Source organism: Arthrobacter sp. Br18, from assembly GCF_000520555.1.
In the GTDB taxonomy this organism is placed as follows: domain Bacteria; phylum Actinomycetota; class Actinomycetes; order Actinomycetales; family Micrococcaceae; genus Arthrobacter_D.
On sequence record NZ_KI914896.1, the window covers coordinates 27758 to 49799 of the forward strand.

At 66.8% G+C, this 22042-nt stretch carries 24 protein-coding genes; 5 read left to right on the top strand and 19 right to left on the bottom strand.

Annotation, left to right across the window (positions count from 1 at the left end):
* The first annotated feature begins 4 nt into the window (after positions 1–4).
* Positions 5–1360, top strand: coding sequence for an AI-2E family transporter (locus tag Y704_RS22260; protein ID WP_253904381.1), 1356 nt, complete (start codon positions 5–7; stop codon positions 1358–1360).
* A gap of 1 nt (position 1361) precedes the next feature.
* Here Y704_RS22260 and Y704_RS0116780 read toward each other — a convergent pair whose 3' ends face one another.
* Both Y704_RS0116780 and Y704_RS0116785 read right to left on the bottom strand, forming a co-directional pair.
* Positions 1362–2150, bottom strand: a complete 789-nt coding sequence (locus Y704_RS0116780; protein WP_026550961.1) for an alpha/beta hydrolase — start codon at positions 2148–2150, stop codon at positions 1362–1364.
* A 44-nt stretch (positions 2151–2194) separates the two neighbouring features.
* The gene (locus Y704_RS0116785) at positions 2195–2518 is read right to left on the bottom strand and encodes a hypothetical protein (RefSeq protein ID WP_026550962.1); all 324 of its coding nucleotides are present in this window, start codon (positions 2516–2518) and stop codon (positions 2195–2197) included.
* A 53-nt stretch (positions 2519–2571) separates the two neighbouring features.
* On the opposite strand from Y704_RS0116785, the gene nucS reads away from it, so the two are divergent.
* Together nucS and Y704_RS0116795 are read left to right on the top strand one after the other, a co-directional pair.
* On the top strand, positions 2572–3267 hold the full coding sequence (gene nucS, locus Y704_RS0116790; RefSeq protein WP_026550963.1) for an endonuclease NucS: 696 nt from the start codon (positions 2572–2574) through the stop codon (positions 3265–3267).
* Between the two features lie 31 nt (positions 3268–3298).
* Positions 3299–4534, top strand: a complete 1236-nt coding sequence (locus Y704_RS0116795; protein WP_035773247.1) for an N-acetylglucosamine-6-phosphate deacetylase — start codon at positions 3299–3301, stop codon at positions 4532–4534.
* Positions 4535–4712: 178 nt separating this feature from the next.
* Here Y704_RS0116795 and Y704_RS0116800 read toward each other — a convergent pair whose 3' ends face one another.
* From Y704_RS0116800 to Y704_RS22270, 13 genes are all read right to left on the bottom strand, one after another.
* Positions 4713–5144 carry a DUF2550 domain-containing protein gene (locus Y704_RS0116800; protein WP_026550965.1) on the bottom strand — a complete coding sequence of 144 codons (432 nt, stop codon included), beginning with the start codon at positions 5142–5144 and terminating at the stop codon, positions 4713–4715.
* A gap of 11 nt (positions 5145–5155) precedes the next feature.
* Positions 5156–5449: a F0F1 ATP synthase subunit epsilon gene (locus tag Y704_RS0116805; protein ID WP_026550966.1), complete on the bottom strand. Its 294-nt coding sequence runs from the start codon at positions 5447–5449 to the stop codon at positions 5156–5158.
* Between the two features lie 5 nt (positions 5450–5454).
* Positions 5455–6918 (bottom strand): F0F1 ATP synthase subunit beta, encoded by a 1464-nt coding sequence (atpD, locus tag Y704_RS0116810; RefSeq protein ID WP_026550967.1) that lies wholly within the window; start codon positions 6916–6918, stop codon positions 5455–5457.
* Between the two features lie 84 nt (positions 6919–7002).
* On the bottom strand, positions 7003–7896 hold the full coding sequence (locus Y704_RS0116815) for a F0F1 ATP synthase subunit gamma (protein WP_026550968.1): 894 nt from the start codon (positions 7894–7896) through the stop codon (positions 7003–7005).
* Positions 7897–7987: 91 nt separating this feature from the next.
* On the bottom strand, positions 7988–9622 hold the full coding sequence (gene atpA / locus Y704_RS0116820) for a F0F1 ATP synthase subunit alpha (protein WP_026550969.1): 1635 nt from the start codon (positions 9620–9622) through the stop codon (positions 7988–7990).
* A 95-nt stretch (positions 9623–9717) separates the two neighbouring features.
* Complete coding sequence (locus Y704_RS0116825; protein WP_026550970.1) at positions 9718–10533, bottom strand: F0F1 ATP synthase subunit delta; 816 nt, start codon at positions 10531–10533, stop codon at positions 9718–9720.
* Positions 10533–11087 (bottom strand): F0F1 ATP synthase subunit B, encoded by a 555-nt coding sequence (locus tag Y704_RS0116830; RefSeq protein ID WP_026550971.1) that lies wholly within the window; start codon positions 11085–11087, stop codon positions 10533–10535. Before Y704_RS0116830 ends, Y704_RS0116825 begins: the two co-directional genes overlap by 1 nt.
* A gap of 52 nt (positions 11088–11139) precedes the next feature.
* Positions 11140–11355: an ATP synthase F0 subunit C gene (locus Y704_RS0116835; protein ID WP_019481292.1), complete on the bottom strand. Its 216-nt coding sequence runs from the start codon at positions 11353–11355 to the stop codon at positions 11140–11142.
* Positions 11356–11439: 84 nt separating this feature from the next.
* Positions 11440–12261: a F0F1 ATP synthase subunit A gene (atpB, locus tag Y704_RS0116840; RefSeq protein ID WP_026550972.1), complete on the bottom strand. Its 822-nt coding sequence runs from the start codon at positions 12259–12261 to the stop codon at positions 11440–11442.
* Between the two features lie 85 nt (positions 12262–12346).
* Positions 12347–12655, bottom strand: coding sequence for a hypothetical protein (locus tag Y704_RS22265; protein WP_035773248.1), 309 nt, complete (start codon positions 12653–12655; stop codon positions 12347–12349).
* Positions 12655–13122, bottom strand: a complete 468-nt coding sequence (locus Y704_RS0116850; protein ID WP_026550973.1) for a Cg1360 family ATP-synthase-associated protein — start codon at positions 13120–13122, stop codon at positions 12655–12657. Before Y704_RS0116850 ends, Y704_RS22265 begins: the two co-directional genes overlap by 1 nt.
* 101 nt (positions 13123–13223) lie before the next feature.
* Complete coding sequence (locus Y704_RS0116855) at positions 13224–14255, bottom strand: MraY family glycosyltransferase (RefSeq protein ID WP_026550974.1); 1032 nt, start codon at positions 14253–14255, stop codon at positions 13224–13226.
* Entirely contained in the window at positions 14252–16141 is a 1890-nt protein-coding gene (locus tag Y704_RS22270; RefSeq protein ID WP_081747729.1) for a polysaccharide biosynthesis protein, read from the bottom strand. Before Y704_RS22270 ends, Y704_RS0116855 begins: the two co-directional genes overlap by 4 nt.
* A gap of 96 nt (positions 16142–16237) precedes the next feature.
* Here Y704_RS22270 and Y704_RS25455 point away from each other — a divergent pair, with 96 nt between their 5' ends.
* Together Y704_RS25455 and Y704_RS0116870 are read left to right on the top strand one after the other, a co-directional pair.
* Complete coding sequence (locus Y704_RS25455; RefSeq protein WP_051477306.1) at positions 16238–17287, top strand: glycosyltransferase; 1050 nt, start codon at positions 16238–16240, stop codon at positions 17285–17287.
* 8 nt (positions 17288–17295) lie between these two features.
* Positions 17296–18273 carry an NAD-dependent epimerase/dehydratase family protein gene (locus Y704_RS0116870; RefSeq protein ID WP_253904382.1) on the top strand — a complete coding sequence of 326 codons (978 nt, stop codon included), beginning with the start codon at positions 17296–17298 and terminating at the stop codon, positions 18271–18273.
* On the opposite strand, the gene Y704_RS0116875 is transcribed toward Y704_RS0116870, so the two are convergent.
* Genes Y704_RS0116875 through prfA form a run of 4 tightly spaced genes read right to left on the bottom strand, consistent with a single transcriptional unit; the run spans position 18218 to position 22037 of the window.
* A complete protein-coding gene (locus Y704_RS0116875; protein ID WP_026550976.1) occupies positions 18218–19051 on the bottom strand; it encodes an L-threonylcarbamoyladenylate synthase in 834 nt (277 codons plus the stop codon). The genes Y704_RS0116870 and Y704_RS0116875 overlap by 56 nt on opposite strands.
* A 56-nt stretch (positions 19052–19107) precedes the next feature.
* Positions 19108–20016 (bottom strand): glycosyltransferase, encoded by a 909-nt coding sequence (locus Y704_RS0116880; protein ID WP_026550977.1) that lies wholly within the window; start codon positions 20014–20016, stop codon positions 19108–19110.
* A gap of 31 nt (positions 20017–20047) precedes the next feature.
* Positions 20048–20953: a peptide chain release factor N(5)-glutamine methyltransferase gene (gene prmC / locus Y704_RS0116885; RefSeq protein WP_051477308.1), complete on the bottom strand. Its 906-nt coding sequence runs from the start codon at positions 20951–20953 to the stop codon at positions 20048–20050.
* A 4-nt stretch (positions 20954–20957) separates the two neighbouring features.
* Positions 20958–22037: a peptide chain release factor 1 gene (prfA, locus tag Y704_RS0116890; RefSeq protein WP_026550979.1), complete on the bottom strand. Its 1080-nt coding sequence runs from the start codon at positions 22035–22037 to the stop codon at positions 20958–20960.
* Between the last annotated feature and the right edge of the window lie 5 nt (positions 22038–22042).

Here is a 22042-nt window from a genome sequence, read left to right on the forward strand (position 1 = left end):
CAGCGTGACAGATCATCAGGATGTCCCGGTCAGCGAGCCGCTGCCGAGGCCGTCGGGCAACCCGGCACCCGATGCCCGCGGGCCCGGCCCTGAGATGTCCGACGCCGAGCCGGCCGCCCTGCCGGAGCCTCCTCGGGCGTCCGGGGCATCCGGGGCGTCAGTCCTCCGCAGATGGGGCGCGCGGATCCGCAGACCGCTGCCGGGAGCACAGCCGCGCCCGCGTTTCGAGTTCCCCCCCGAGCGCGACCCTGATCCCGTGGCGGTCGACCCGTCGGTGCAGCTGACCGACGAACGCCTGAAGTTCGGCGGATCCTACCCACGCTCGATGCGCCAGCACCCCATCCACTTCGGCTTCATGGTGAGTGTCGGTGTGGGCCTCGCGCTGCTCGCGTTCTTCATCATCACCAACGTGACGCAGCTGCTGCTGTGGATCGGCGTGGCGCTGTTCATTGCGCTCGGCCTCGAACCGATCGTGCGCTGGCTCAACACCAAGGGCGTGCCCCGGCCCGCGGGCATCGCGCTGGCCCTGTTGGTACTGGCTGGAATCGTGGGCGGATTCTTCGCAACCCTGATCCCCACCATCGTTTCCCAGACGTCGCAGATCGGTGAACGGGCGCCGGGGTATGCCAACGACTTCCTCAACTCGGAGTTCTTCACCACGGTCGATGCGCAGTTCCAGGTGCGCGACCGCGTCTCGGATGAGATCAACCGGTTCTTCGCCAACAGTGAAGCGGTCGGCGGAATCTTCGGCGGGGTGCTGGGGGTGGGCACGGTGATCGTGAACAGCCTGTTCGGAACGCTGGTGGTGCTCGTCCTGACCCTGTACTTCCTGTCGTCGCTCCCGACCATGAAGAAGTGGGCCTACCGGCTGGCCCCCCGTTCACGCCGGGTGCGCGTGGAGATGCTTGCCGAGGAGATCACCCGCAGCGTCGGCCTCTACGTGATAGGCCAGGCCTGTGTGGCCCTCCTGAACGGGCTGTTCGCCTTCATCTTCATGAGCGTGGCAGGCGTTCCGTTCACGGTGCTGCTCGCGTTCGTCGTCGTGCTGCTCGCCTTCATCCCCCTGGTCGGCGCGTTGATCGCGGCCGCGCTGGTGACCCTCGTGGCGCTGACCGTCGGATGGGAGACGGCACTGCTCTTCGCCGTTCCCTACCTCGCGTACCTGCAGTTCGAGGCGTACTTCATCTCCCCGCGCATCATGCAGCGCGCCGTGGCGGTACCGGGATCCGTCGCGGTGATCGCGGTCATTGCGGGAGGGAGCCTGCTGGGGGTTCTCGGTGCGCTGATCGCCATTCCCACCGCGGCGGCCGTCATGCTGCTGCTCAAGGAAGTCTTCATCGCCCGCCAGGACAGCCAGTAACTCACGGCGCCGTCGCGGCCGGCCCCTCCCACCGGGTGGGCAGCGGAGACACCGGGGCAGGAAGCACGACGTCGGCGATCTCGTTCAGCACGCGCGCGGCGTACTTCTCCCCGACCCAGAGGTGCTTGGCGCCGTCCACCGGGATGAGCTCCGCCTGCGGTACTCCCGCGAACCGCTCGAGGGCTTCCGGGGGCCGGAGGTAGTCATCGTGTTCGGGGATCAGGACCTTCAGCGGCAGGCCCGCCGCCGCCCAGGCGGCGAGGTCGTCGTCGTCGGCGCGGTGCAGCGGCGGCGAGAGCAGGATGGCTCCCTCGATGAGCTCGGCCACCGGATCCAGGGCGCCGTACTTGAGGCACAGTTCGGTGCCGAAGGACCAGCCGACCAGCCAGATGTTGGTCAGGCCCTCGTCGGCGGCCCACCGGACCGCGGCCTCGAGATCGTGGCGCTCCGACTCCCCGCCGTCGAACTCACCGTCACTGGTGCCGCGGGGGGACGACGTGCCCCGCGTATTGAAACGGAGCACCGCGATATCCGCCAGGGCGGGCAGGCGGAAGGATGCCTTGCGGTAGACGTGGGAATCCATGAAGCCGCCGTGGGTGGGCAGCGGGTGGAGGGTGATCAGGGTCGCGGCCGGCGCGCGGTCCTTCGGTGAGGCGAACTCGCCCACCAGCGTCAGTCCGTCCGCCGTGGTGAGCTCGATGTTCCGCCGGTCCGCGGGAAGCACTGTCGCTGCCCGGATCTCGACCGGTTCGCTGCTGGTACTGAAGGTGTAGTCGGGGTCGCTCGCCATTTCCCCAGTCTAGAGGGGCAGGACGTGGGGTGGATCCGTCGGGCTCAGTACCGGTAGCTGCGCGTCCGCCAGCACTGCACGTGCCAGTGGCGCCGGTCTGCCAGCGCGGTCTGTGCACCCAGCAGCGAGTCCTCGCGCCACACCACGAGGTGGGCCAGTCCGGCAGGGATTCCTGAGTGGCAGCCGGGGCAGGTGTACTCCTTGGCCGCGCTGCGCTCCGTGATGCGCCGCACCGACCATTCGCCGTCGGGCGCGCTCTCGTGGGTCGGGAAGCCCGACCGCGCACGCTCGAGGTCCAGTTCCGGCGGCGGAGCCCATTTGCTCCGCGCGCCGCCAACGGGACGGCTGGGTCGGTTGGAACGGGGCACCGTACCAGTTTGCCTGACCGGAGCCCTCCCGCCGAAACGGTAAGGTTCGGAGTGTGCGTTTAGTAATAGCCCGCTGCTCCGTCGACTACGTCGGACGCCTTCGCGCCCACCTGCCGCTCGCCACCCGCCTGCTCCTGGTGAAGGCCGACGGCTCCGTCCTGGTGCATTCGGACGGCGGCTCCTACAAGCCGCTGAACTGGATGAGCCCCCCTGCGACGCTGCGCATCACCGCTCCCGACGAGGCGGACGTCGCCGACGGCATCACCGAAGTCTGGACGGTGCAGCACGGCAAGAGCGACGACAAGCTGGTCATCAACATCCGCGAACAGCTCCATGAGTCCTCCCACGATCTCGGTGTCGACCCGGGGCTGGTGAAGGACGGCGTCGAAGCGGACCTGCAGCGTCTGCTTGCCGAACAGATCACGCTCCTGGGCCCGGGGTATTCGCTGATCCGCCGCGAGTATGGAACGGCGATCGGGCCGGTCGACATCCTGGCCCGCGACGCCGCCGGAGCCACCGTCGCCGTCGAACTCAAGCGCCGCGGGGATATCGACGGGGTCGAGCAGCTGACCCGGTATCTTGAACTCCTCAACCGCGATCCCCTGCTATCCCCGGTCCGTGGGGTCTTCGCCGCGCAGCAGATCAAGCCGCAGGCGCGCGTCCTCGCTGTCGACCGCGGAATAGCCTGCCTCACCCTGGACTACGACGCCATGCGCGGCGTGGATGACGTGGAGTCCCGGCTGTTCTGAGCCGCTGGCACCCGTCACATACAATCGGGGAATGGCCAACCACCAGGGCACAGGCAGCTTCATCACGGGCCGGATGGTCACCGAGACCGAGATCATCGAGGATGCAGTCCTCGCTTGGGACGGTGAACGCATCACCCGTGCCGGCGCCGCGGACCGGTCCGACGATCCGGCGGGAGCATTGGGGTCCACGCTTCCGCCCGGCGCGCTCATCCTCCCGGGACTGGTCGATCTGCACTGCCACGGCGGAGGAGGAGGGGACTTCACCTCGGGGAACGAGGATCAGGCTCGGGCGGCGGTGGACTTTCTCCACCGGCGAGGGACCACGACGACGCTCGCCAGCACCTGCTCCGTGCCACTGACCGACCTCGTCCAGGCCTTCACGCTCCTGGCCCGGCTTGCCGAGGAGGGGTTGATTGCCGGCATCCACTCCGAGGGCCCTTTCCTCTCACCCGAGCGGTGCGGGGCGCACGACCCGTCCTATCTGCGCTCCCCCGACCAGGACGACGTCGACCGCCTGATCGACGCCGCCGGCGGCCACCTGCTCTCCATGACCTATGCGCCGGAACTCGAGGGCGCCGAACTGCTGGTCTACGAACTGGTGACCCACGGCGTCATTCCCTCGATCGGCCACACCGACGCCACCGCCGCGCAGACCGCTGCGGCCCTTGACCTGATCATCGAAGAACTCGATGCCACCGGATTCGATGGCTTCCAGGGCCGGCCGACGGCCACCCACCTGTTCAATGCCATGCCTGCCGTCCATCACCGCTCCCCCGGGCCGGTGCCGCTCCTGCTGGAGCGGGCACGTACCGGCGAGCTTGCGGTCGAGCTCATCGCCGACAACATCCACCTGCATCCCGACACCGTACGGATGGCCTTCCTCATGGCGGGGCCGGAGAACGTGTGCCTGGTGAGCGATTCGACAGCGGGGGCCGGGCGGACGTCGGGAAACTTCCGGCTGGGCCGCACCGAGATCCATATCGAGGACGGCGCCGCCATCCTCTCGGACACCGGTGCGCTGGCCGGCGGCAACGGAACACTCATCGATGTGGTCCGCTGCGCGGTGGAAGCCGGTGTACAGCTGGTGGACGCGGTGCGGTCGGCGACGTGCGTTCCTGCCGGTGTGCTGGGACTCTCGGATGAGGTGGGCTCGCTGCGCCCCGGCCTCCGCGCCGACGCCCTCATCGTGTCGTCGGAGTTCGAGGTGCTCGGCGTCCTGCGATGCGGGGTGTGGCTCGCCGCTCCGGGCGGGAACCGAGCGTACTGAGCTGAGCCCGGGTTGGAGCTGGACCGGAGCTGCGTTGGATCAGGGCCGGGCCGGATCAGAGCTGGGTCGGACCGGAGCCTGGTCAGCCCGGAGCTGCGTTGGATCAGGGCCGGGCCGGTCCGGCACTGGAGAGGATTGAACCCGCACCAGATCCGAGCTCAACCTGAACTGGCGGGGCTCAGCGCCAGGTGCCGATACCGATGACCGGACCGGCCTCGATCCAGGACGACAGCCCCGAATAGGCGTCGTACTTCATCGCCAGCTCGAATTCCTGGTCCTCGTACTTCAGGGTGACGATCACGGCCCGCGGCTGGATACGGACCGTTTCGGTTTCCGTGGGCTGGCGCCACCCCTGGAGCTCTATCGAACTGCGGAGGTAGCGGTACCGCGGCAGAGGGCTCAGGGACAGCATACTGAGCCACTCCAGGTGCATATCGGTATAACGACAAACCCCCATCCGCCAGCCCCGGGGGGAAAGGCGGATGGAGGCGTCAAAGGTTCCGAGCCTGCGGCCCAGCTGGTACCGGCGCACCAGGAATGCGGCGATGGCCAGGACCACCAGCACGAAGACGGCTGCGAGAAGGATGAAGACCAGGCCCAGACCGTCCATCGGAGGAAACGTCAGCGCGCTTCCGCGGTCACCGAACCGCCGATCCTGGCGTTGTCGGCGACAATCACCACGCGGTTGCTGTCCACGGAGAAGAATCCTCCGTCGACGCCCACGACGATGCGCTCTCCGCTCACCGGCTGGATGACGAGTTCGCCCTCCTCAAGGATGGCCAGCACCGGCGAGTGGCCGGGAAGGATACCGATCTCGCCGTCGCTGGTGCGCGCCCTGACCATCGTTGCCGCGCCGGACCACACGAAGTGGTCCGCTGCGACGATCTCTACCTCTAGCTCTGCGTTGGCGGCCATGGTACTTACTTTCCGGTCTGCTTCTGGATGTTCGCCCACTGGCGCTCGACGTCGTCGAGCCCCCCGATGTTGAAGAACGCCTGCTCGGCGATGTGGTCCAGATCGCCGTTGCAGATCGCCGAGAAGCCCTCGATGGTGTCCTTGATGCTCACCGTGGAGCCTTCGACGCCCGTGAACTGCTTCGCGGTGTAGGTGTTCTGCGACAGGAACTGCTGGATGCGCCGTGCGCGGGCCACCACGACCTTGTCCTCCTCGCCCAGCTCGTCGATGCCGAGGATGGCGATGATGTCCTGCAGTTCCTTGTTCTTCTGCAGGATCTGCTTGACGCGCACGGCCGTGTTGTAGTGATCGTGACCGATGTACTGCGGGTCGAGGATGCGCGAGGTCGACGTCAGCGGATCCACGGCCGGGTACAGTCCACGTGAGGCGATCTCACGGGAAAGCTCGGTGGTGGCGTCCAGGTGTGCGAACGTCGTGGCGGGAGCCGGGTCGGTGTAGTCATCGGCCGGAACGTAGATGGCCTGCATCGAGGTGATCGAGTGGCCCTTCGTCGAGGTGATGCGCTCCTGGAGCAGGCCCATCTCGTCAGCCAGGTTGGGCTGGTAGCCCACGGCGGAAGGCATGCGGCCCAGCAGGGTCGACACCTCGGAGCCGGCCTGGGTGAAACGGTAGATATTGTCGATGAAGAGCAGTACGTCCTGGTTCTGGACATCGCGGAAGTACTCCGCCATGGTGAGCGCCGAGAGCGCCACGCGGAGGCGCGTTCCCGGTGGCTCGTCCATCTGGCCGAACACCAGGGCGGTGTCCTTCAGGACGCCGGCCTCTTCCATCTCGACCCAGAGGTCGTTTCCTTCACGGGTCCGCTCGCCCACGCCGGCGAACACCGAGGTGCCGCCGAAGTTGCGCGCGACACGGGTGATCATTTCCTGGATCAGCACGGTCTTGCCGACGCCGGCGCCGCCGAAGAGACCGATCTTTCCACCCTTGATGTAGGGGGTGAGGAGGTCGATGACCTTGATGCCGGTCTCGAGCATCTCCGTGGAGCCCTCGAGGGACGCGAAGCTTGGTGGCTTGCGGTGGATCGGCCACCGTTCCGTGATCTCGAGCGTTGATTCCTCGACGTCGAGCGGCTTGCCCAGGACGTTGAAGATGTGGCCCTTGACGATATCGCCCACGGGAACGGTAATCGCCGAACCGGTGTCCTGGACAACCGTGCCGCGGACGAGGCCGTCGGTGGCCTGCAGCGAGATGGCGCGCACGAGGTTGTCCCCGAGGTGCTGCGCTGTTTCGAACGTGATCAGGCGCGTTACCCCATTGAGGGTTACCTCAGTGGTGAGCGCGTTGTACATTGCGGGGATTGCGTCAGCCGGAAACTCGACGTCGACAACCGGGCCAATGACGCGTGCAATACGGCCGGTAGCGCCGGGGGCAACTGAGTCCGTACCGTGTTCAACAGTCTGGGCAGTCATCTCTCTCACTTCATTTACGTAGATGGCGTGGAACTAAATTTAGCTGTGCGCAAAGTCCTCGGGGACTCTTTGCAGGAACGCAAATCAGGAGGCGTTCAGCGCATCGGCTCCGGCAACGATCTCCGAAAGCTCCTGCGTGATTTCTGCCTGCCGTGCGGTATTGCGCAACCGCGTGTACTTCTTGATGAGTTCGGTCGCGTTGTCGCCGGCCGACTTCATGGCCCGCTGGCGGGCGGCGAGCTCGCTTGCGGAGGACTGCAGCAGGGCAGCGAACAGACGGGACTCGATGTACCGCGGCAACAGGGCATCGAGAACCCGCTCCGGTTCCGGCTCGTACTCGTAGAGCGGCAGCAGTTCGGCGTCGCTTGAGTCCTGCTCGTCGACCACCTCGAGGGGCAGCAGTCGGATGACGGACGGCTCCTGGACAACCATCGACCGGAACTTGGTGTAGACCACATGGATTTCCTCCACGCCGCCGTCAGCGTAGTCCGTTGCGAAGTCGTCGAGGAGGGCCTTGCCGATTTCCCGTGCCGTCTCGAACTTCGGGGCATCGGTATCCCCGGTCCACACCTGCTCGTAGGGGCGGCGGCGGAAGTCGAAGTACGCCTGTGCCTTGCGGCCCACCAGGTATGCCTTGGTTTCCTTGCCTTCGCTTTTCAGCTTCTCGAACAGGCCCTCGGCCTGCTTGAGCGCACTGGCCGAGTAGGAGCCAGCCAGGCCGCGGTCCGACGTCATGACGAGCACTGCCGCCCGGCGCACCTCCGCTGGTTCGGTGGTGAGCGGGTGGTCGAACTCCGTCTGTGACGCCACAGCCGACACCGCACGGGTGATCGCGTTGGCATAGGGCAACGACGACGCTACACGCGAGCGGGCCCTGCCGATGCGAGAAGTCGCAATCAGCTCCATCGCCTTGAAGATCTTCCGCGTCGACGTCGTCGACGCGATCTTCTGGCGGTAGACCCGAATCTGGGCTCCCATACTTGTCCTTTCCTCCGCTTCCCCGTGGGAAGCGACTACTGCCGGGTCCGGAAACCGGACACGCGCCAGGCGCGCGTCCGGATTTCGCTACCTAGCGCTTGTGCCGAACGATCTTTTCCTGGTCCACCGAGTCGGCGGGCAGGGCGTCGTACTCTTCGTGGCCTGCTCCAGGCCCGTCCGCTCCCACACCGAAGAAGCCCTGCTTGAAGCTGGTGATCTCCGACTTCAGCTCCTCAGCCGTGGAGTCCTCCATCTTGCCCGTCTGGGCGAGCGTGGTCAGCACTGAGGTCCGGTGGCCCAGGTGCTCGAGGAATTCGGTTTCGAAGCGGCGAATGTCCTCGACCGGGACATCGTCGAGGTAGCCGCCGGTGCCGGCCCAGATCGACACGACCTGCTGCTCCACCGGCATCGGCGAGTACTGGCCCTGCTTCAGCAGTTCCATGAGCCGTGCGCCGCGGGTCAGCTGCTGCCGTGACGCTGCGTCGAGGTCGGAGGCGAACATCGAGAAGGCCTGCATGTCGCGGTACTGCGCGAGGTCGAGCTTCAACGTGCCCGACACCTTCTTCATCGACTTCACCTGGGCGGCGCCGCCCACGCGGGACACCGAGACTCCGACATCCACCGCTGGGCGCTGGTTGGCGTTGAACAGGTCCGACTGCAGGAAGATCTGGCCGTCGGTGATCGAGATGACGTTGGTGGGGATGTACGCCGAGACGTCGTTGGCCTTGGTCTCGATGAGCGGCAGACCCGTCATCGACCCGGCGCCGAGCTCGTCGGACAGCTTCGCACAACGCTCCAGCAGGCGGGAGTGCAGGTAGAACACATCGCCCGGGTAGGCTTCGCGTCCCGGCGGGCGCCGCAGCAGCAGTGACACCGCACGGTAGGCCTCTGCCTGCTTGGAGAGATCGTCGAACACGATCAGGACGTGCTTGCCGCCGTACATCCAGTGCTGCCCGATGGCTGATCCGGCATAGGGCGCCAGGTACTTGAAGCCCGCGGGGTCCGAGGCCGGGGAGGCGACGATCGTCGTGTACTCCAGCGCACCCTTGTCCTCAAGGGTCTGGCGCACAGCAGCGATGGTGGATGCCTTCTGCCCGATCGCAACGTAGATGCAACGGACCTGCTTGCTGACATCTCCGGAGGCCCAGTTCGCCTTCTGGTTGATAATCGTGTCGACGGCGATGGCCGTCTTCCCGGTCTGGCGATCACCGATCAGGAGCTGGCGCTGGCCGCGGCCGATTGGGATCATGGCGTCGATCGCCTTGAGTCCGGTCTGCATGGGCTCGTGCACCGACTTGCGCTCGGTCACGCCCGGCGCCTGGGTTTCCAGGGCACGGCGTCCCTCGGCCTTGATCGGACCGAGGTCGTCGATGGGCTGCCCGAGTGGGTCCACGACGCGGCCGAGGAACGCGTCCCCGACCGGCACGGAGAGAATCTCCCCGGTGCGGTGGACTTCCTGGCCTTCTTCGATTCCTGTGTAGTCACCGAGGACGACGACTCCGATCTCGCGGGTGTCGAGGTTCTGGGCGAGGCCCAGCGTGCCGTCCTCGAACCGAAGCAGTTCGTTCGCCATGACCGAAGGCAGACCCTCAACCCTGGCAATGCCGTCACTGGCGGTGGTTACGCGGCCAACTTCGACGCGCTCCGCGTTTCCGGGCTCGTAGGACGCCGCGAAGTCATTCAACGCATTACGGACGTCGTCGGCGTTGATGGTCAATTCGGCCATCTGCAGTCCCTGCTCTCCTGTGTTGCGATCGCCGGTAGGTTCGTGGCGACCTGGATGTAATTCAGTCTTGGTCGAGCTTGGATAAGCGCGAAGCGCTATCCCGCCATCTTGCGGCGGAGTTCGGACAGACGCGTGATCACCGTGGAATCGACCATCTCGTCGCCCACGCTCACCCGCACACCGCCGATCAGTAGCGGATTGACTTCCACATTGACCTTCAGTTCCCGGCCGTACATGGCGTTCAGTCCGGCAACAAGTTTGGCGTGCTGGCTTTCCGTCAGTGAACGGGACACGCTGACGTTGGCGATCCACCGCTGCTGGCGCGCTGCGACCAGCTCGAGGAAACGTCCCACGAGTGTGGCCGGTTTCAGCCCGCGCGGGGCCGACACTGCCTGGGAAACCAGCAGCTTGCCGGCTTCCCCCGCGTTCGGCACGAGCTTCAGCGCAAGGGCGACCTTGGATCCGGTGCTCGCCTGCGCCTCCGAAAGCGCCCGCTGCAGTTCATGGTTGGATCCCACGACCGCCATGAACGCGTGCAGCTCGCTCTCGAGCCGTTCCAAGCCCTCCACACCGGCTCCACCACGCTCGGCAACAGCGATGACCACTGTGGCGGCCAGTGTCTCCAGGGCGTCTCCGATGTCGCGGGCACTTGACCAGCGCTCACCGACGAGGCTCTTGACGACCCCCACTGCTTCGGGGGACACCCGCGTGGCAATGAGCTGGTCCACCAGCACCGCCTTGTCCTTACCGGAGCGCGACGGATCCGTCAGCGCCCGGCGGAGGCCTGCGTTGCTGTCGAGCATCGCGAGAACACCGAAGAGGTCCTCCGCCAGGGACAACTTCGCTCCCGGCAGGCGGCCTTCCAGTTCTTCCCGGACACTCGCCAGGGAGTGGCTTGATACACCGGCCATTACTTGGCTGCACCTGCGCTCTGCGAGGAGGTCTCGAGATCAGCCAGGAAGCGGTCGATCACGCGGCCCGAGCGGGCGTCGTCGGCCAGGGACTCTCCGACGATGCGGCTTGCGAGGTCCGTAGCCAGCGTTCCGACCTCGGCGCGGAGCGAGACAACTGCTGCCTGACGCTCGGCTTCGATCTGGACGTGGGCCTGCTCGGTGATCCGTGCGGACTCCGCTGCGGCCTTCTCCTTCAGCTCCGCGAGGATCTGCGCGCCTTCGGCCCGGGCTTCCTCACGGATGCGGTTGGCCTCGGTGCGGGATTCCACCAGCTGCTGCTTGTATTCTTCGAGAGCCGCGTTGGCTTCTGCCTGCGCGGCTTCAGCCTTCGCAATCCCGCCTTCGATGGCTTCGGTGCGCGCGGCAAACGTCTTCTCGAACGCCGGCATGACGTACTTGATGACGATGAACATCAGCACTGCGAAGCCCGCCACGGTCACGAGCAGTTCCCAGAGGTTCGGGATCAGAGGACTTGAGCCCTCCTCCGCCGCCATAATCGCTGCGTTAAGCATTTTTCACCCGTCTTTCTTCAACTGGTCTTCGGACGAAACTTCAGCCGTGCTGCTAAGCGCCGATAACGAACGCGAAGACGAGGCCGAGGATTGCGAGGGCTTCGGTCAGAGCCAGGCCGAGGAAGGCGATGGGCTGGAGGACGCGCTGTGCCTCAGGCTGACGTGCTACGCCGTTGATGTACGCGGCGAATACGAGACCCACACCGATACCACCGCCGATTGCGGAGAGACCGTATCCAACGAGGTTGAGGCTACCCTGTACTTCCATTGTGTTCCTTTCAAGATGCCGCCTTGCTGCGGCAGGTTGTTTGGGATCATCCCCGACGGGGAAGACTGTTGAGAATCTGGAGAACTAGTGCGCGTCGGCGTGCAGGGCGCCTTCGATGTAGATGGCGGCCAGCAGCGTGAACACGTAGGCCTGGAGGACCATGATCAATGCCTCGAGCATGTACATGGCGATGGCACCGCCGAGCACCAGGACGCTGGTTCCCTGCAGGAGGATGCTTCCCGTGGACACCATGTACTCGATTGCCGTTCCGGCGAGCGTGACGATGAGGTGGCCCGCGAGCATGGTCGCGAAGAGCCGGAGGGAGTGCGTGACCGGCCGGACGATGAAGTTCGAGATGATCTCGATCGGCACGACGATCGGCAGGATATACCAGGGCACACCGGACGGGACGACTGCGAGCTTGAAGTACTTCAGCCCATGCTTCTTGAGGCCGATTCCCACCCAGAGCAGGTAGAAGATCGCGGCGATGGCATAGGCGCTGCCGGGATGCGAGAAGCTGGGAAGCTGCAGGAACGGTATGGCACCGAAGATGTTGTTCACCAGGACGAAGAAGAACGCCGTGAACAGCCAGGGGACGTACCTCAGGAAATCCCGTCCGCCGATGATGTCCTTGCCGATGGAGTTGCGGACGAACCCGTAGGCCGACTCCCCGAGGAACTGCATCTTGCCCGGCACCAGCGCGTTGCGGCGGGAGGCCATGAGGAAGAAGGTGGCGATCAGGATCACCGAGAAGATGATCATCAGCATCTGCTTGCCGAAACCGCCCTCGAACCAGACGCCGTATTCACCGCCCCAGGGGAAGATGTCCCGGTAGTGGGTGTCGTCAATAGTCGGGGGCACGAAGCCCTCTTCAGTTGTTGCGGCCGGGAGCGCAAGCGCGATCAACGCGTTTCCTCTCTGCAGTGTCCATCGTTGGGCAATTTTCGATCGGCCACAGCGTGACGCGTCCGACTTCTAAAGTTGTGGGGGCTCACTCGGACTTTCCGCTGGAGCCGCCGGGGTTGTCCTGCGGGGATTCGCCGGACGGCGTTGAGCGGGATCGAGTGAGGTTGTGCATGTGCGAGAGGTAGAAACCTCCGGCCGCACCCAGGAAGGCTCCAGCGAGCACCAACCAGCGTGTTTGCAGGAGATTATCCAGCCCCCAGCCTATCAAACTCCAGACCACGATCCCGCCAACGATGTAGCTGAACACGGCGATGCCCTCGTTGTAGCCGCCCCTGGCGTACCTGCCGCCGTCGTCGTCGGACGGAACGTTCCGGGGTGCATTTTCCTCGGGCATCAGGCAGCCTCGTCCTCGTACAGCTGGTGGCGGGTGCGGGAGAAGACGAAGACCTCCACTACCTGCCAGACCACCACGGTGACCACGGCGCCGGTGAAGAACCACGCGCCTGCGAGCCAGTCGGGTGTTCCCAGGAAGAACAGGACGGCGGCGAATCCCACCACCTTGATGGCGTAGGTGACTGCGAACAGGCCGAGGGCGCCGGACGGATTCGATGTGCTCGCGAAATGACCGATGGCCAGGCTGATGCCGAAGAACAGGACGACGAGGGCGAAGCCGAACAGTGCGCTCAGCGCTCCCCCGAACCCCGCCACGACGCCCGCGGGGACACTGATGAGGGCGATGACGACGGTGGCGGCGAGCGTGCAGCGGGCCAGGATGCCGAGCCAGGGCGACGCCGTCGGGCCGGAAACGGCGACGCGCTCCCCCCGGATGCCGTTTCCCACTGCTGGATCGGGTGTGCTCACTGCATCCGCTCTGTCGATGTCGGTCGGTTCACTTCCGGCTGGGATCGCTCGTCCGTTCCGGAGCGCATCTAGATTCTACAGCAGGTAGAGGACGGCACCGCTCAGGTGAGCCCGGCGGAGGCCACCGCGCCGCGCCGGTCGGCTCGCGCGCGGAGGATTCTGGGCGAGTACAGGTACAGGGCAACGACGCCGGCCGCCAGGAGCGATCCGGAGACCGCGACGGGCGCGTCGGCCGTCGCGACCACGAAGCCCGCCGCTCCGGTGACAGCGGAGAATGCGGTGACCAGGAGAGCGACCTGCACGTGGTTCAGGCCGGTGTCGGTGAGTCTTTGGTAGACATGCTGCCGGTGCGAGACGTATAGGCGTTCGCCGCGGCGCGCCCGCCGCAGGAAGGTGGTGAAGGTATCGGCGAGGTAGATGAGGACGGGCGAGAGCAGGTACTCGATGTACACGCCGGCGAGGAGGCCAGTCACAGCGATCGCCGCGACCGACGCTCCCAGCAGGTAGCTTCCCACATCCCCCAGGAACACGAATCCCCGGCCGAGGTTCCACGGCAGGAATCCGGCGAAGGCGGCGGCCACTCCGAGCCCTGCGACAGTCAGCCACAGCTGATCGCTCAGGGCACCGGCAATCGCATAGAAGGTGCCGACGAGCACTCCGTGCATCCCCGAGATCCCATTGATGCCATCCATGAAGTTGGCCACGTTGATATAGGCAGCAACCGCGAGTGCCCCGAAGGGCACCCACCAGTAGCTCTGGTCGATCGTGTAGGCCAGGGCGGCCGTGCCGAGGGCGCCGATGACGAGCTGGCAGCCCGCCCGCACCCGGATGGGCAGTCCCCGGAAGTCCTCCAGCCACCCGAGGAGCGACGCCGCAGCCACCATGAGCAGCACGATCAGCACCAGCGACCGGTCCACGGCGATCAAGCCGGTGGCGAGGGAGAGGACGAGGGCCACCAGGATGGCTGCCGCAACGCTCACTCCCATTCCGCGGATCACCACCGAGGTGTGGGACGAGCGGTCGTTCGGGACGTCGAGCACTCCCCACCGGGCCAGCAGCGGCTTGACGGCGAAGGGCAGGAGCACACTCAGCAGGAACGCGCTGGCCGGAACGGTCATCAGCAGGAGGTTCATTGGATGGCCTTGTCCCTGCCTGCAGGTCGGAGGCGGGGTCTGACTGCGAAGCCGCCGCGGGTGCTCCACTCCTGGAGATCGAGTTGCCGGGGGTCGAGGGGAGCGACCGAGGTGTGGGAGATCTTGGGGTGGAGCGGCCGTGAGTCGTCCTCACCCACGCCGATCAGGTCCTCATGCATCTTCTCCCCGGGACGCAGCCCGGTGAACACGATGCCGATGTCCTTGCCGGACATCGCGATCATCCGCTGGGCGACATCGAGGATCCGGACGGCCTCGCCCATGTCGAGGATCAGCACTTCTCCCCCACGGCCGATGGCACCGGCCTGGACCACGAGCTGGCACGACTCGGGAATGGTCATGAAGAAGCGGGTGACCTCCGGGTCCGTCACGGTGATGGGTCCGCCGTTCCGGATCTGCTCGGTGAACAGTGGAAGCATGGAACCGCGGCTGCCGATGACGTTGCCGAAGCGCACCGACACGTATTTCTGCCCGGACTGCTGAGCGTGCCAGGACGTCAGCTTCTCGGCGACCCGCTTGGAGTGACCGAGGGCGCTGGTGGGATCGGCTGCCTTGTCGGTGGAGATGTTCACGAAGTTCGTCACGCCCGCCGCGGCCGAGGCGCGCAGCACGTTGAGGGTGCCCTGGACATTGGTCTTCCATGCCTCCTCGGGATACTGCTCGAGAAGTGAGACATGCTTCAGCGCGGCGGCGTGGAAAACCACTTCCGGACGACGGTCCTCGAAGATGTCCAGCAGCGCGTCGGAATCGCGGATGTCAGCAAGGACGGTGTCGCGGCCGGTGAGCAGACCCCTCCCGGTGAGGGAGATCTGCGTGGACTGGAGACCGGTCTCGTCCCGGTCCAGCATGATCAGTTCCACGGGGTTGAAGGCGGCGAGCTGGCGGCACAGTTCGGAACCGATCGAACCTCCCGCTCCGGTCACGAGGACCCGCTTCCCGGTGATATAGCCCGCCACCTCATCGGCGTGGATATCCACCGGGCGCCGGCCGATGAGGTCCTCGACCGCCACCTCGCGGAAATCCGACAGGCCGGTCCCGGTGCCCAGCATGTCCCGCAGGGGCGGCAGCACCAGGACCTTGATGCCGAGGTTCGCGACGAGGTCGGATACCTTGCGCACCTGGGATGCTTCGACCTCCGAGAAGGCGAGAACGAGGATGGATGCCTGTGTCCGCGCGGCGATCGCAGGAAGTTCCTCAAGCCTGCCGAGGACGGGGACCGAGGACAGCCGCAGGTGCTTCTTGGCAGGGTCATCGTCGATCAGGCCCACCGGCACGTAGGGCGATTCCGGGTCCTGCATCATGCGGGTGACGAGCGAGTTCCCGAGGAACCCCGCACCGTAGACCAGCGTGCGCTGGGCGTCCTCGCCGGGCCGCGCCTTGCTCTCGACATACATCCGCTTGAGGTACCGCGTCGCGGCAAGGAACATGCAGGCGAAGGGAAAGGCGATGATGCCGATGCTCCGGGGCACTCCGATCACCGTGAAGAAAGCGAGGCTCACCAGGACGAGGATGACGGAGACGAGCACCGTGACGATGACCAGGAGCCGGGCCTCGTGGAAGCTTCCGAAGCTGTATTTCCCCCGGTACAGGGCGAAGCTCAGGCCCACGACCAGCTGCGCGAGGACCGCGGCCCCGCAGAAGACGGCCACTCCCTCGACATTGATCGCGCTCACCAGGAGCTCGTAGCGCAGGATCACGGCAAGGACGATCGCCACCACCCAGGCGACGGCGTCGAGCAGGTACTGGGACCAGAGCCACAGGGCCGGTTTCTCCCCTTTGGGAGTACCCTCCGAAGTGCGCTCCGCCTGGGAAGCTCCGGACGCGACTGCCGGATTCTGGGAGTCGGGTCGACCGCCGGTTTGTCTCATGGTTCCTAACAACTAGACTCGTCCTACCCGAGAATACTAACCGCAGTAGCCCGGCTCAGGCAGTTTCGAGCGGCGACGCGGCGCGGAAGGATCACGTTGCAGGACCCAGCAGCTGGCGGCCGCCTGTTCCTCGTCATTACCACCTTCAACCGGTCCGCATACCTCCGCGGCCTCCTGGATTCGGTGGCACTGCTCGACCCGGCACCGGCCGGCGTCGTCGTCGTCGACAACGCGAGCACCGACGGAACCGCCGGCGTCATCGCGGAGTTCGCCTCCGAGCTGCCGTACCCGCTTCTCCACCACCGGCTGGCAACGAACGTGGGCGGGGCCGGAGGCTTCGCCGCGGGCATCGAGCGTGCACTGGACGAAGGCGCGCACTGGCTGTGGCTGATGGACGACGACGTCGTGGCCCTCCCGGATGCGCTGGCGGCCTTCGCTCCCTGGATGGAGCGCTACCGGTGCCTCCATGGGCGCCGGTGGGACTCCTCGGGCAAGCCCTTCTTCTGGCAGCACCAGCTCAACGAATTCCTCGGCGTCCACCTTCCCGTGCGCGGCAATGTCTTCGCCGCGTCCCGCGTGTTCCACACGAATGTCGGGTGCTTCGAGGGCATGCTGCTCCACTCCAGTGTGGTGCGCGACGTGGGGCTCCCGGATCCCCGGTTCTTCCTCAACGGTGATGACACCACCTACGGCTGGCTGATCTCCCAGCGGCACGCCGTCGCCTATGTCGACGAGTTCGTGTTGCAGAAGGCACGCCCGCAGAAGCAGATCCACCTCGGCGTGAGGCACCTCAACGACTCGAGCGACCTCGGCAGGTTCTGCGCGATGCGGAACCGCGGGCATCTGGCGAGGTACCTGCAGCACGCCGGCCGGTGGAACCGGACCGGCTTCGCCCTCGGCACGGCGCTGACAGCAGCCAAGGAACTGGTCCGGCTCGTCGCGGTGGAACACACTCTCTCCGGGCTGGGGGCGGTATGGCGCGGCTGGCGGGAAGCGCGCGGAATCCTCGCCGACAAGGCCTGGCTGCCCATGCCTCCGCTGGCTCCTACCGCCAACCGCCCAGCTCGTACCGCCGACCGCCCGACCGGGGATGCGGCGCCGGGTCCGGAAGTGCCGGCCGGCAACGACGCTCCTGCTGCGCCGTGAGGTGGGCGGTGGTCGGGGCCTCGGGCTTCGTGGGCTCAGCGGTGGTGTCTGCGCTCGACGCAGCCGGAATCGGCGTCGTCCGGATCGCCGCCCCGCGGCTGGCCACTGACCTGGCCGACCCCGCCCGCTTGACGGAGGAGGCTCAGACCCACCCCTGCATCCCCGACCTCGCGGAAGCCCTGAGTGGCTGCAGCGTGGTGGTGAACGCCGCCGGCCTCGCCGCGCCCGGCGCTTCCGATACCCCGGAGTTGCGCGGTGCCAATGCGCTGCTCCCCGCCGTCCTCGCGGAGGCCGCCGCACGTGCCGGCGCGCACCGGTTCATCCACCTCAGCAGTGCCGCGGTGCAGGGTAGGAGCCCGGTGCTCGACGACACCGAGGCGACGACGCCGTTCTCCGCGTACTCGCGCAGCAAGGCACTGGGCGAGCAGACCCTTCGGGCGTGGAGACGATCGGGTGCGGGGACCGCTGCCGGAACCGGCCTGCTGCCGATCACCGTACTGCCGATCACCGTGGTGCGGGCCACGTCGGTGCAGGGACCCACACGCCCCACCACCCTGGCCCTGGCCCGGCTGGCCCGCTCCCCGCTCGCCTCGGTCGCGTCCCCCGGAAACGCACCCACACCCGTGGTGTCCGTCGATGCCCTGGCCGGCCTGGTTCTCGCCGTCGGGCGTTCAGTGCCGGACCCGCCGTTCATCGTCCTCCAACCCTGGGGGGGGCTGACGGTGACGACGGTCCTCGAAGCGGCAGGCGGCAGGCCCCTGCAGCTTCCCCGGTGGGTGTGCCGGGCGATCGTGCGCTGCGGCTATGCGGCGTCCTCCCTCGCGGGCGGCCGCCTGTCGGGTGCGGTGCGCCGCGTGGAGCTGATGTGGTTCGGCCAGGCACAACGGCCAGGGTGGGCGGAGGAGCAGTTCGTGGCGCCGCAGCGCCGGGTCAGGGCCGTTCTGGAAGCTGCGGCCGGGCAGGCGGCGCGGGGTCGGAAACCGTAACCGCCGTGGAACCGCCGGCCGGGTGCCGGATCCCGGAAGGGACGGCAGATGACGGGGCGTCGGGGGCCCGGTCGTCCGGTAACCCGGTGTCCGACGCAGCAGCCTCCGCGTCGACGCCTGCCACCTCGTCGATGTCGAGGAGGGTGGGAACCGCACCTCTCAGCCGGTCGAGGGAAATCGGGCCTGGCCGAACCACCCGAAGGAGATCCCCCGTCGCATCGACAATGGTCGAGCCCACCGCCGAACCACCCGACCGTTCGCCGTCGTCGAGGTAGACCGCGGCTGATTCCGCCAACTGGGAGACCGCCTCAGCGGCAGTGGTGGCGGCCGGGTGACCGGTCCGGTTGGCCGAGGACACGGCCAGCGGACCGGTCATGGCCAGCAGGTCGAGGGCCACGCGATCGTCGGGCATGCGCAGCGCCACGGTGCCCAGGGTTTCCCCGAGGTCCCAGGTGAGGGACGGCTGCGCATGAAAGATGATGGTCAGCGCGCCCGGCCAGAATTGCGCTGCCAGCCGGCGAGCATCGGGGTGGACGTCGGCTGCGAGTCCGTCCAGAGTCTGGATCCGCGGAATGAGGACGGGAGGCGGCATGTTCCGACCGCGGCCCTTTGAGGCCAGCAGAGTTGCCACGGCCTGCGGTGAGAAGGCATCGGCGGCTATCCCGTAGACCGTGTCGGTGGGGATGACCACACACTGCCGGGCCGCCAGCGCCCGTTGTGCTGCTGCGAGGCCCTCGCTGCGCTGGTTGGGATCTGAGCAGTCGTAGCTGGTGGTCACTGGATCATTCTTCCATTCGCCGGAACACGGGTGCACATCGGGGATTCACGGCGTCCTCAGACGGCCGGCGGAGGGCCGAAACCGGTTCCGCGCAGGCCCTTCGAGTAGGCGCTGAACCAGGAGGCCAGGCCGCGGAAATTGCCGGTGGTGAGGAAGTAGTAGGGGAAGCCGACCATGTCCGCACTGAACCACCGGAGGTTGCGGTACTTTCGGGTGAGGTAGCCCCGGTTGCGGAAATAACAGAACCGCTTGTACTCGCCCTCCGGAATGACCGGTGTGATGAAGCCTCCGAAGATCGGCTTCATTTCGCTCCAGCTCGCAGGATGCCGCACAGCGACGGTCGCGACGGTGCCGTACTTCAGGCCGGCCTTCTTCACGCGGAACAGGAAGTCGACCTCGTCGCCGCGGATGAAGTATTTCATGTCGGGCAGGCCCACCGTGGAGAACACGCTGGTACGGATCAGGGCGCCGTTGAAGAAGTGCACCATGTTCGGCAGGTATCCCAGAGGCTCGAGCTGCGAGCGGTCATTGGTGATCCGCCCGTTGATCCGGAAGTTGAACGACAACCGGCCGGGGTCGCCGCTCGCCGCCACGAGGGGGCTGACGACGTCGAGGCCGTGCTCCCCGGCGGCCTTCAGCAACTCCGCCAGGCAGGTTTCGTCCTCGGGGTGTCCGTCGTCGTCCATCAGCCAGATCCAGTCGGCGCCGCTCGCGATCGCCGCGAGGATGGCGAAGGCGAATCCGCCGGCTCCCCCCAGATTCGCCTCTGAGCGAAGGTAGTTGATATTGCTGCCACCGGCGGCCACGACGTCGGCGGCGGGTACCGTTCCGGAGTCCACGAGCGCGATCGAGTGGATCGGTGTCGTCTGCGCGGCAAGACCGTCCAGCAGCAGGGCGAGTTCACCGGGACGGTCGAACGTGACGGCGGCGACCGCGACTTTCGGGATCGTTCGCGGATGCGTCATCGCAGGGTGCCGCTCGGGTGCGTAGGGAAGATCATTGCCTGTTGCTCTTTTCTGCCGGCGCGGGGCCGGCCAGGACGGCGCTCGTGGCCCGGTCGCGTCCGTTGAGGTCGCGTCGGGTGGTGATCTCGAGCCAGCGCCCGGTGCGCGCCAGCAGCGAGGCGACCCAGCCGGCCTGCACTTCGGCGTGCTCCATGACGAAGTAGCCGCCGGGCTTCAGGAGGCGGGCTGCCGATCGGGCCGCGGCAATGGGAAGCGCCATGCCGTCCTCTCCCCCGCCGTACAGGGCCATCTCCGGATCATGCAGGGCGACCTCGGGCTCATTGGGCACGGCCCCGGACGGGATGTAGGGCGGGTTGGCCACCACCACATCGAAGGTCGAATTGTGGTCGGGGAGCGCATCGGTGAGGTCGCCCTGCACGAGTGTCACCCCGAACGGACGGAGGTTGCCCTCGGCCCACGCCACCGCGAGGTCGCTCAGTTCGACCGCGTAGACGTCGGCTGCGGGCACTTCGTCGGCGACCGACGCCGCGATGGCTCCCGAGCCGGTGCCTAGGTCGACGATTTTCGGCGTGGCAAGACGCAGGGCATGGTCGATCACGAGCTGTGCCACGGATTCGGTTTCGGGGCGGGGAAGAAACACTCCCGGACCCACGGCAAGTTCGACATGCCGGAAGTACGCGGTGCCGGTGAGGTGTTGCAGCGGCGTGCGGCGCGCCCGTTCCGCCACGAGGTCCTCGAACCCGTCGGGCGCCGCGGAATCCGTCAGGGCCAGCGCGCGCACGCGTCCGGTGCTGACCTTCAGCAGGTGGGCCGCGAGCAGTTCGGCGTCCACGCGCGGGCTGGGCACACCCGCCGCCGTGAGGCGCCGGACGGCGTCGTGCAGGGCCTGTTCAAGCGCGCCGGAGGGCACGTGCTGCCCGCTCGTCCGGCCGCTCATCCGCCTACTCCTCCGCCCCGATGGCGTCGAGCCGGGCCTGCTCGTCCATCTCGATGGCGGCCTGTACCACGGGCTCGAGCTCGCCGTTCATGACGGCGTCCAGGTTGTAGGCCTTGTAGCCGGTGCGGTGGTCGGCGATGCGGTTCTCGGGGAAGTTGTAGGTCCGGATGCGCTCGGAGCGGTCCATGGTGCGGATCTGGGACTTGCGGATGTCCGAGTTGACGGCGTCGATCTCCTCCTGCTTTGCGGCGAGGATCCGCGACCGCAGCACACGCATGGCCGCCTCCCGGTTCTGCAGCTGCGACTTCTCGTTCTGCATGGCCACCACGATCCCGGTGGGCAGGTGGGTGATACGGACAGCCGAGTCGGTCGTGTTGACCGACTGGCCACCCGGGCCGGAGGACCGGTAGACGTCGATCTTGAGGTCGTTCTGGCTGATGTCGACCTCTTCGGGCTCATCGACCTCGGGCAGGATGAGCACGCCGGCGGCGGAGGTATGGATGCGGCCCTGGGACTCCGTCACAGGAACCCGCTGGACGCGGTGCACGCCGCCCTCGAACTTGAGGCGGGCGTAGACACCCTCGGCGGGATCGTTCGAGGATCCCTTGATCGCCATCTGGACGTCCTTGTAGCCGCCGAGGTCGGATTCGTTCGCCGAGAGGAGCTCGGTCTTCCAGCCACGCGACTCCGCGTAGCGCGAGTACATGCGCAGGAGATCGCCGGCGAAGAGGGCCGCCTCGTCGCCGCCCTCGCCGCCCTTGACCTCGATGATGATGTTGCGGCCGTCATTCGGATCCCGTGGAATGAGCAGGCGCCGCAGGCGTTCCTGCGCGATGGACAGCTGCTCCTCGAGCACCGGCACCTCCGCCGCGAACTCGGAGTCCTCGCCCGCCATCTCGCGGGCGGCCTCGAGGTCATCCTTCAGGGCGCTCTCCTTGTTGTTGGCGTCGACGATCCGACCCAGCTCCGCGTACCGCCGGCCGAGCTTCCGCGCGAGCGACTGGTCGGCGTGCACTGCGGGATCGGACAGCTGGAGCTGCAGCTCGGAGTGCTCATCGAGCAGGCCCTGAATGGACTCGAACATCTGTC

Coding starts and splice junctions, on each gene's coding strand:
- Y704_RS0116780 (WP_026550961.1), bottom strand. CDS start 2,150: ATGGCGAGCGACCCCGACTACACCTTCAGTACCAGCAGCGAACCGGTC.
- Y704_RS0116795 (WP_035773247.1), top strand. CDS start 3,299: ATGGCCAACCACCAGGGCACAGGCAGCTTCATCACGGGCCGGATGGTC.
- Y704_RS0116800 (WP_026550965.1), bottom strand. CDS start 5,144: ATGGACGGTCTGGGCCTGGTCTTCATCCTTCTCGCAGCCGTCTTCGTG.
- Y704_RS0116805 (WP_026550966.1), bottom strand. CDS start 5,449: ATGGCCGCCAACGCAGAGCTAGAGGTAGAGATCGTCGCAGCGGACCAC.
- atpD (WP_026550967.1), bottom strand. CDS start 6,918: ATGACTGCCCAGACTGTTGAACACGGTACGGACTCAGTTGCCCCCGGC.
- Y704_RS0116815 (WP_026550968.1), bottom strand. CDS start 7,896: ATGGGAGCCCAGATTCGGGTCTACCGCCAGAAGATCGCGTCGACGACG.
- atpA (WP_026550969.1), bottom strand. CDS start 9,622: ATGGCCGAATTGACCATCAACGCCGACGACGTCCGTAATGCGTTGAAT.
- Y704_RS0116825 (WP_026550970.1), bottom strand. CDS start 10,533: ATGGCCGGTGTATCAAGCCACTCCCTGGCGAGTGTCCGGGAAGAACTG.
- Y704_RS0116830 (WP_026550971.1), bottom strand. CDS start 11,087: ATGCTTAACGCAGCGATTATGGCGGCGGAGGAGGGCTCAAGTCCTCTG.
- Y704_RS0116835 (WP_019481292.1), bottom strand. CDS start 11,355: ATGGAAGTACAGGGTAGCCTCAACCTCGTTGGATACGGTCTCTCCGCA.
- Y704_RS22265 (WP_035773248.1), bottom strand. CDS start 12,655: ATGCCCGAGGAAAATGCACCCCGGAACGTTCCGTCCGACGACGACGGC.
- Y704_RS0116855 (WP_026550974.1), bottom strand. CDS start 14,255: ATGAACCTCCTGCTGATGACCGTTCCGGCCAGCGCGTTCCTGCTGAGT.
- Y704_RS22270 (WP_081747729.1), bottom strand. CDS start 16,141: ATGAGACAAACCGGCGGTCGACCCGACTCCCAGAATCCGGCAGTCGCG.
- Y704_RS0116880 (WP_026550977.1), bottom strand. CDS start 20,016: ATGACGCATCCGCGAACGATCCCGAAAGTCGCGGTCGCCGCCGTCACG.
- prmC (WP_051477308.1), bottom strand. CDS start 20,953: ATGAGCGGCCGGACGAGCGGGCAGCACGTGCCCTCCGGCGCGCTTGAA.
- prfA (WP_026550979.1), bottom strand. CDS start 22,037: ATGTTCGAGTCCATTCAGGGCCTGCTCGATGAGCACTCCGAGCTGCAG.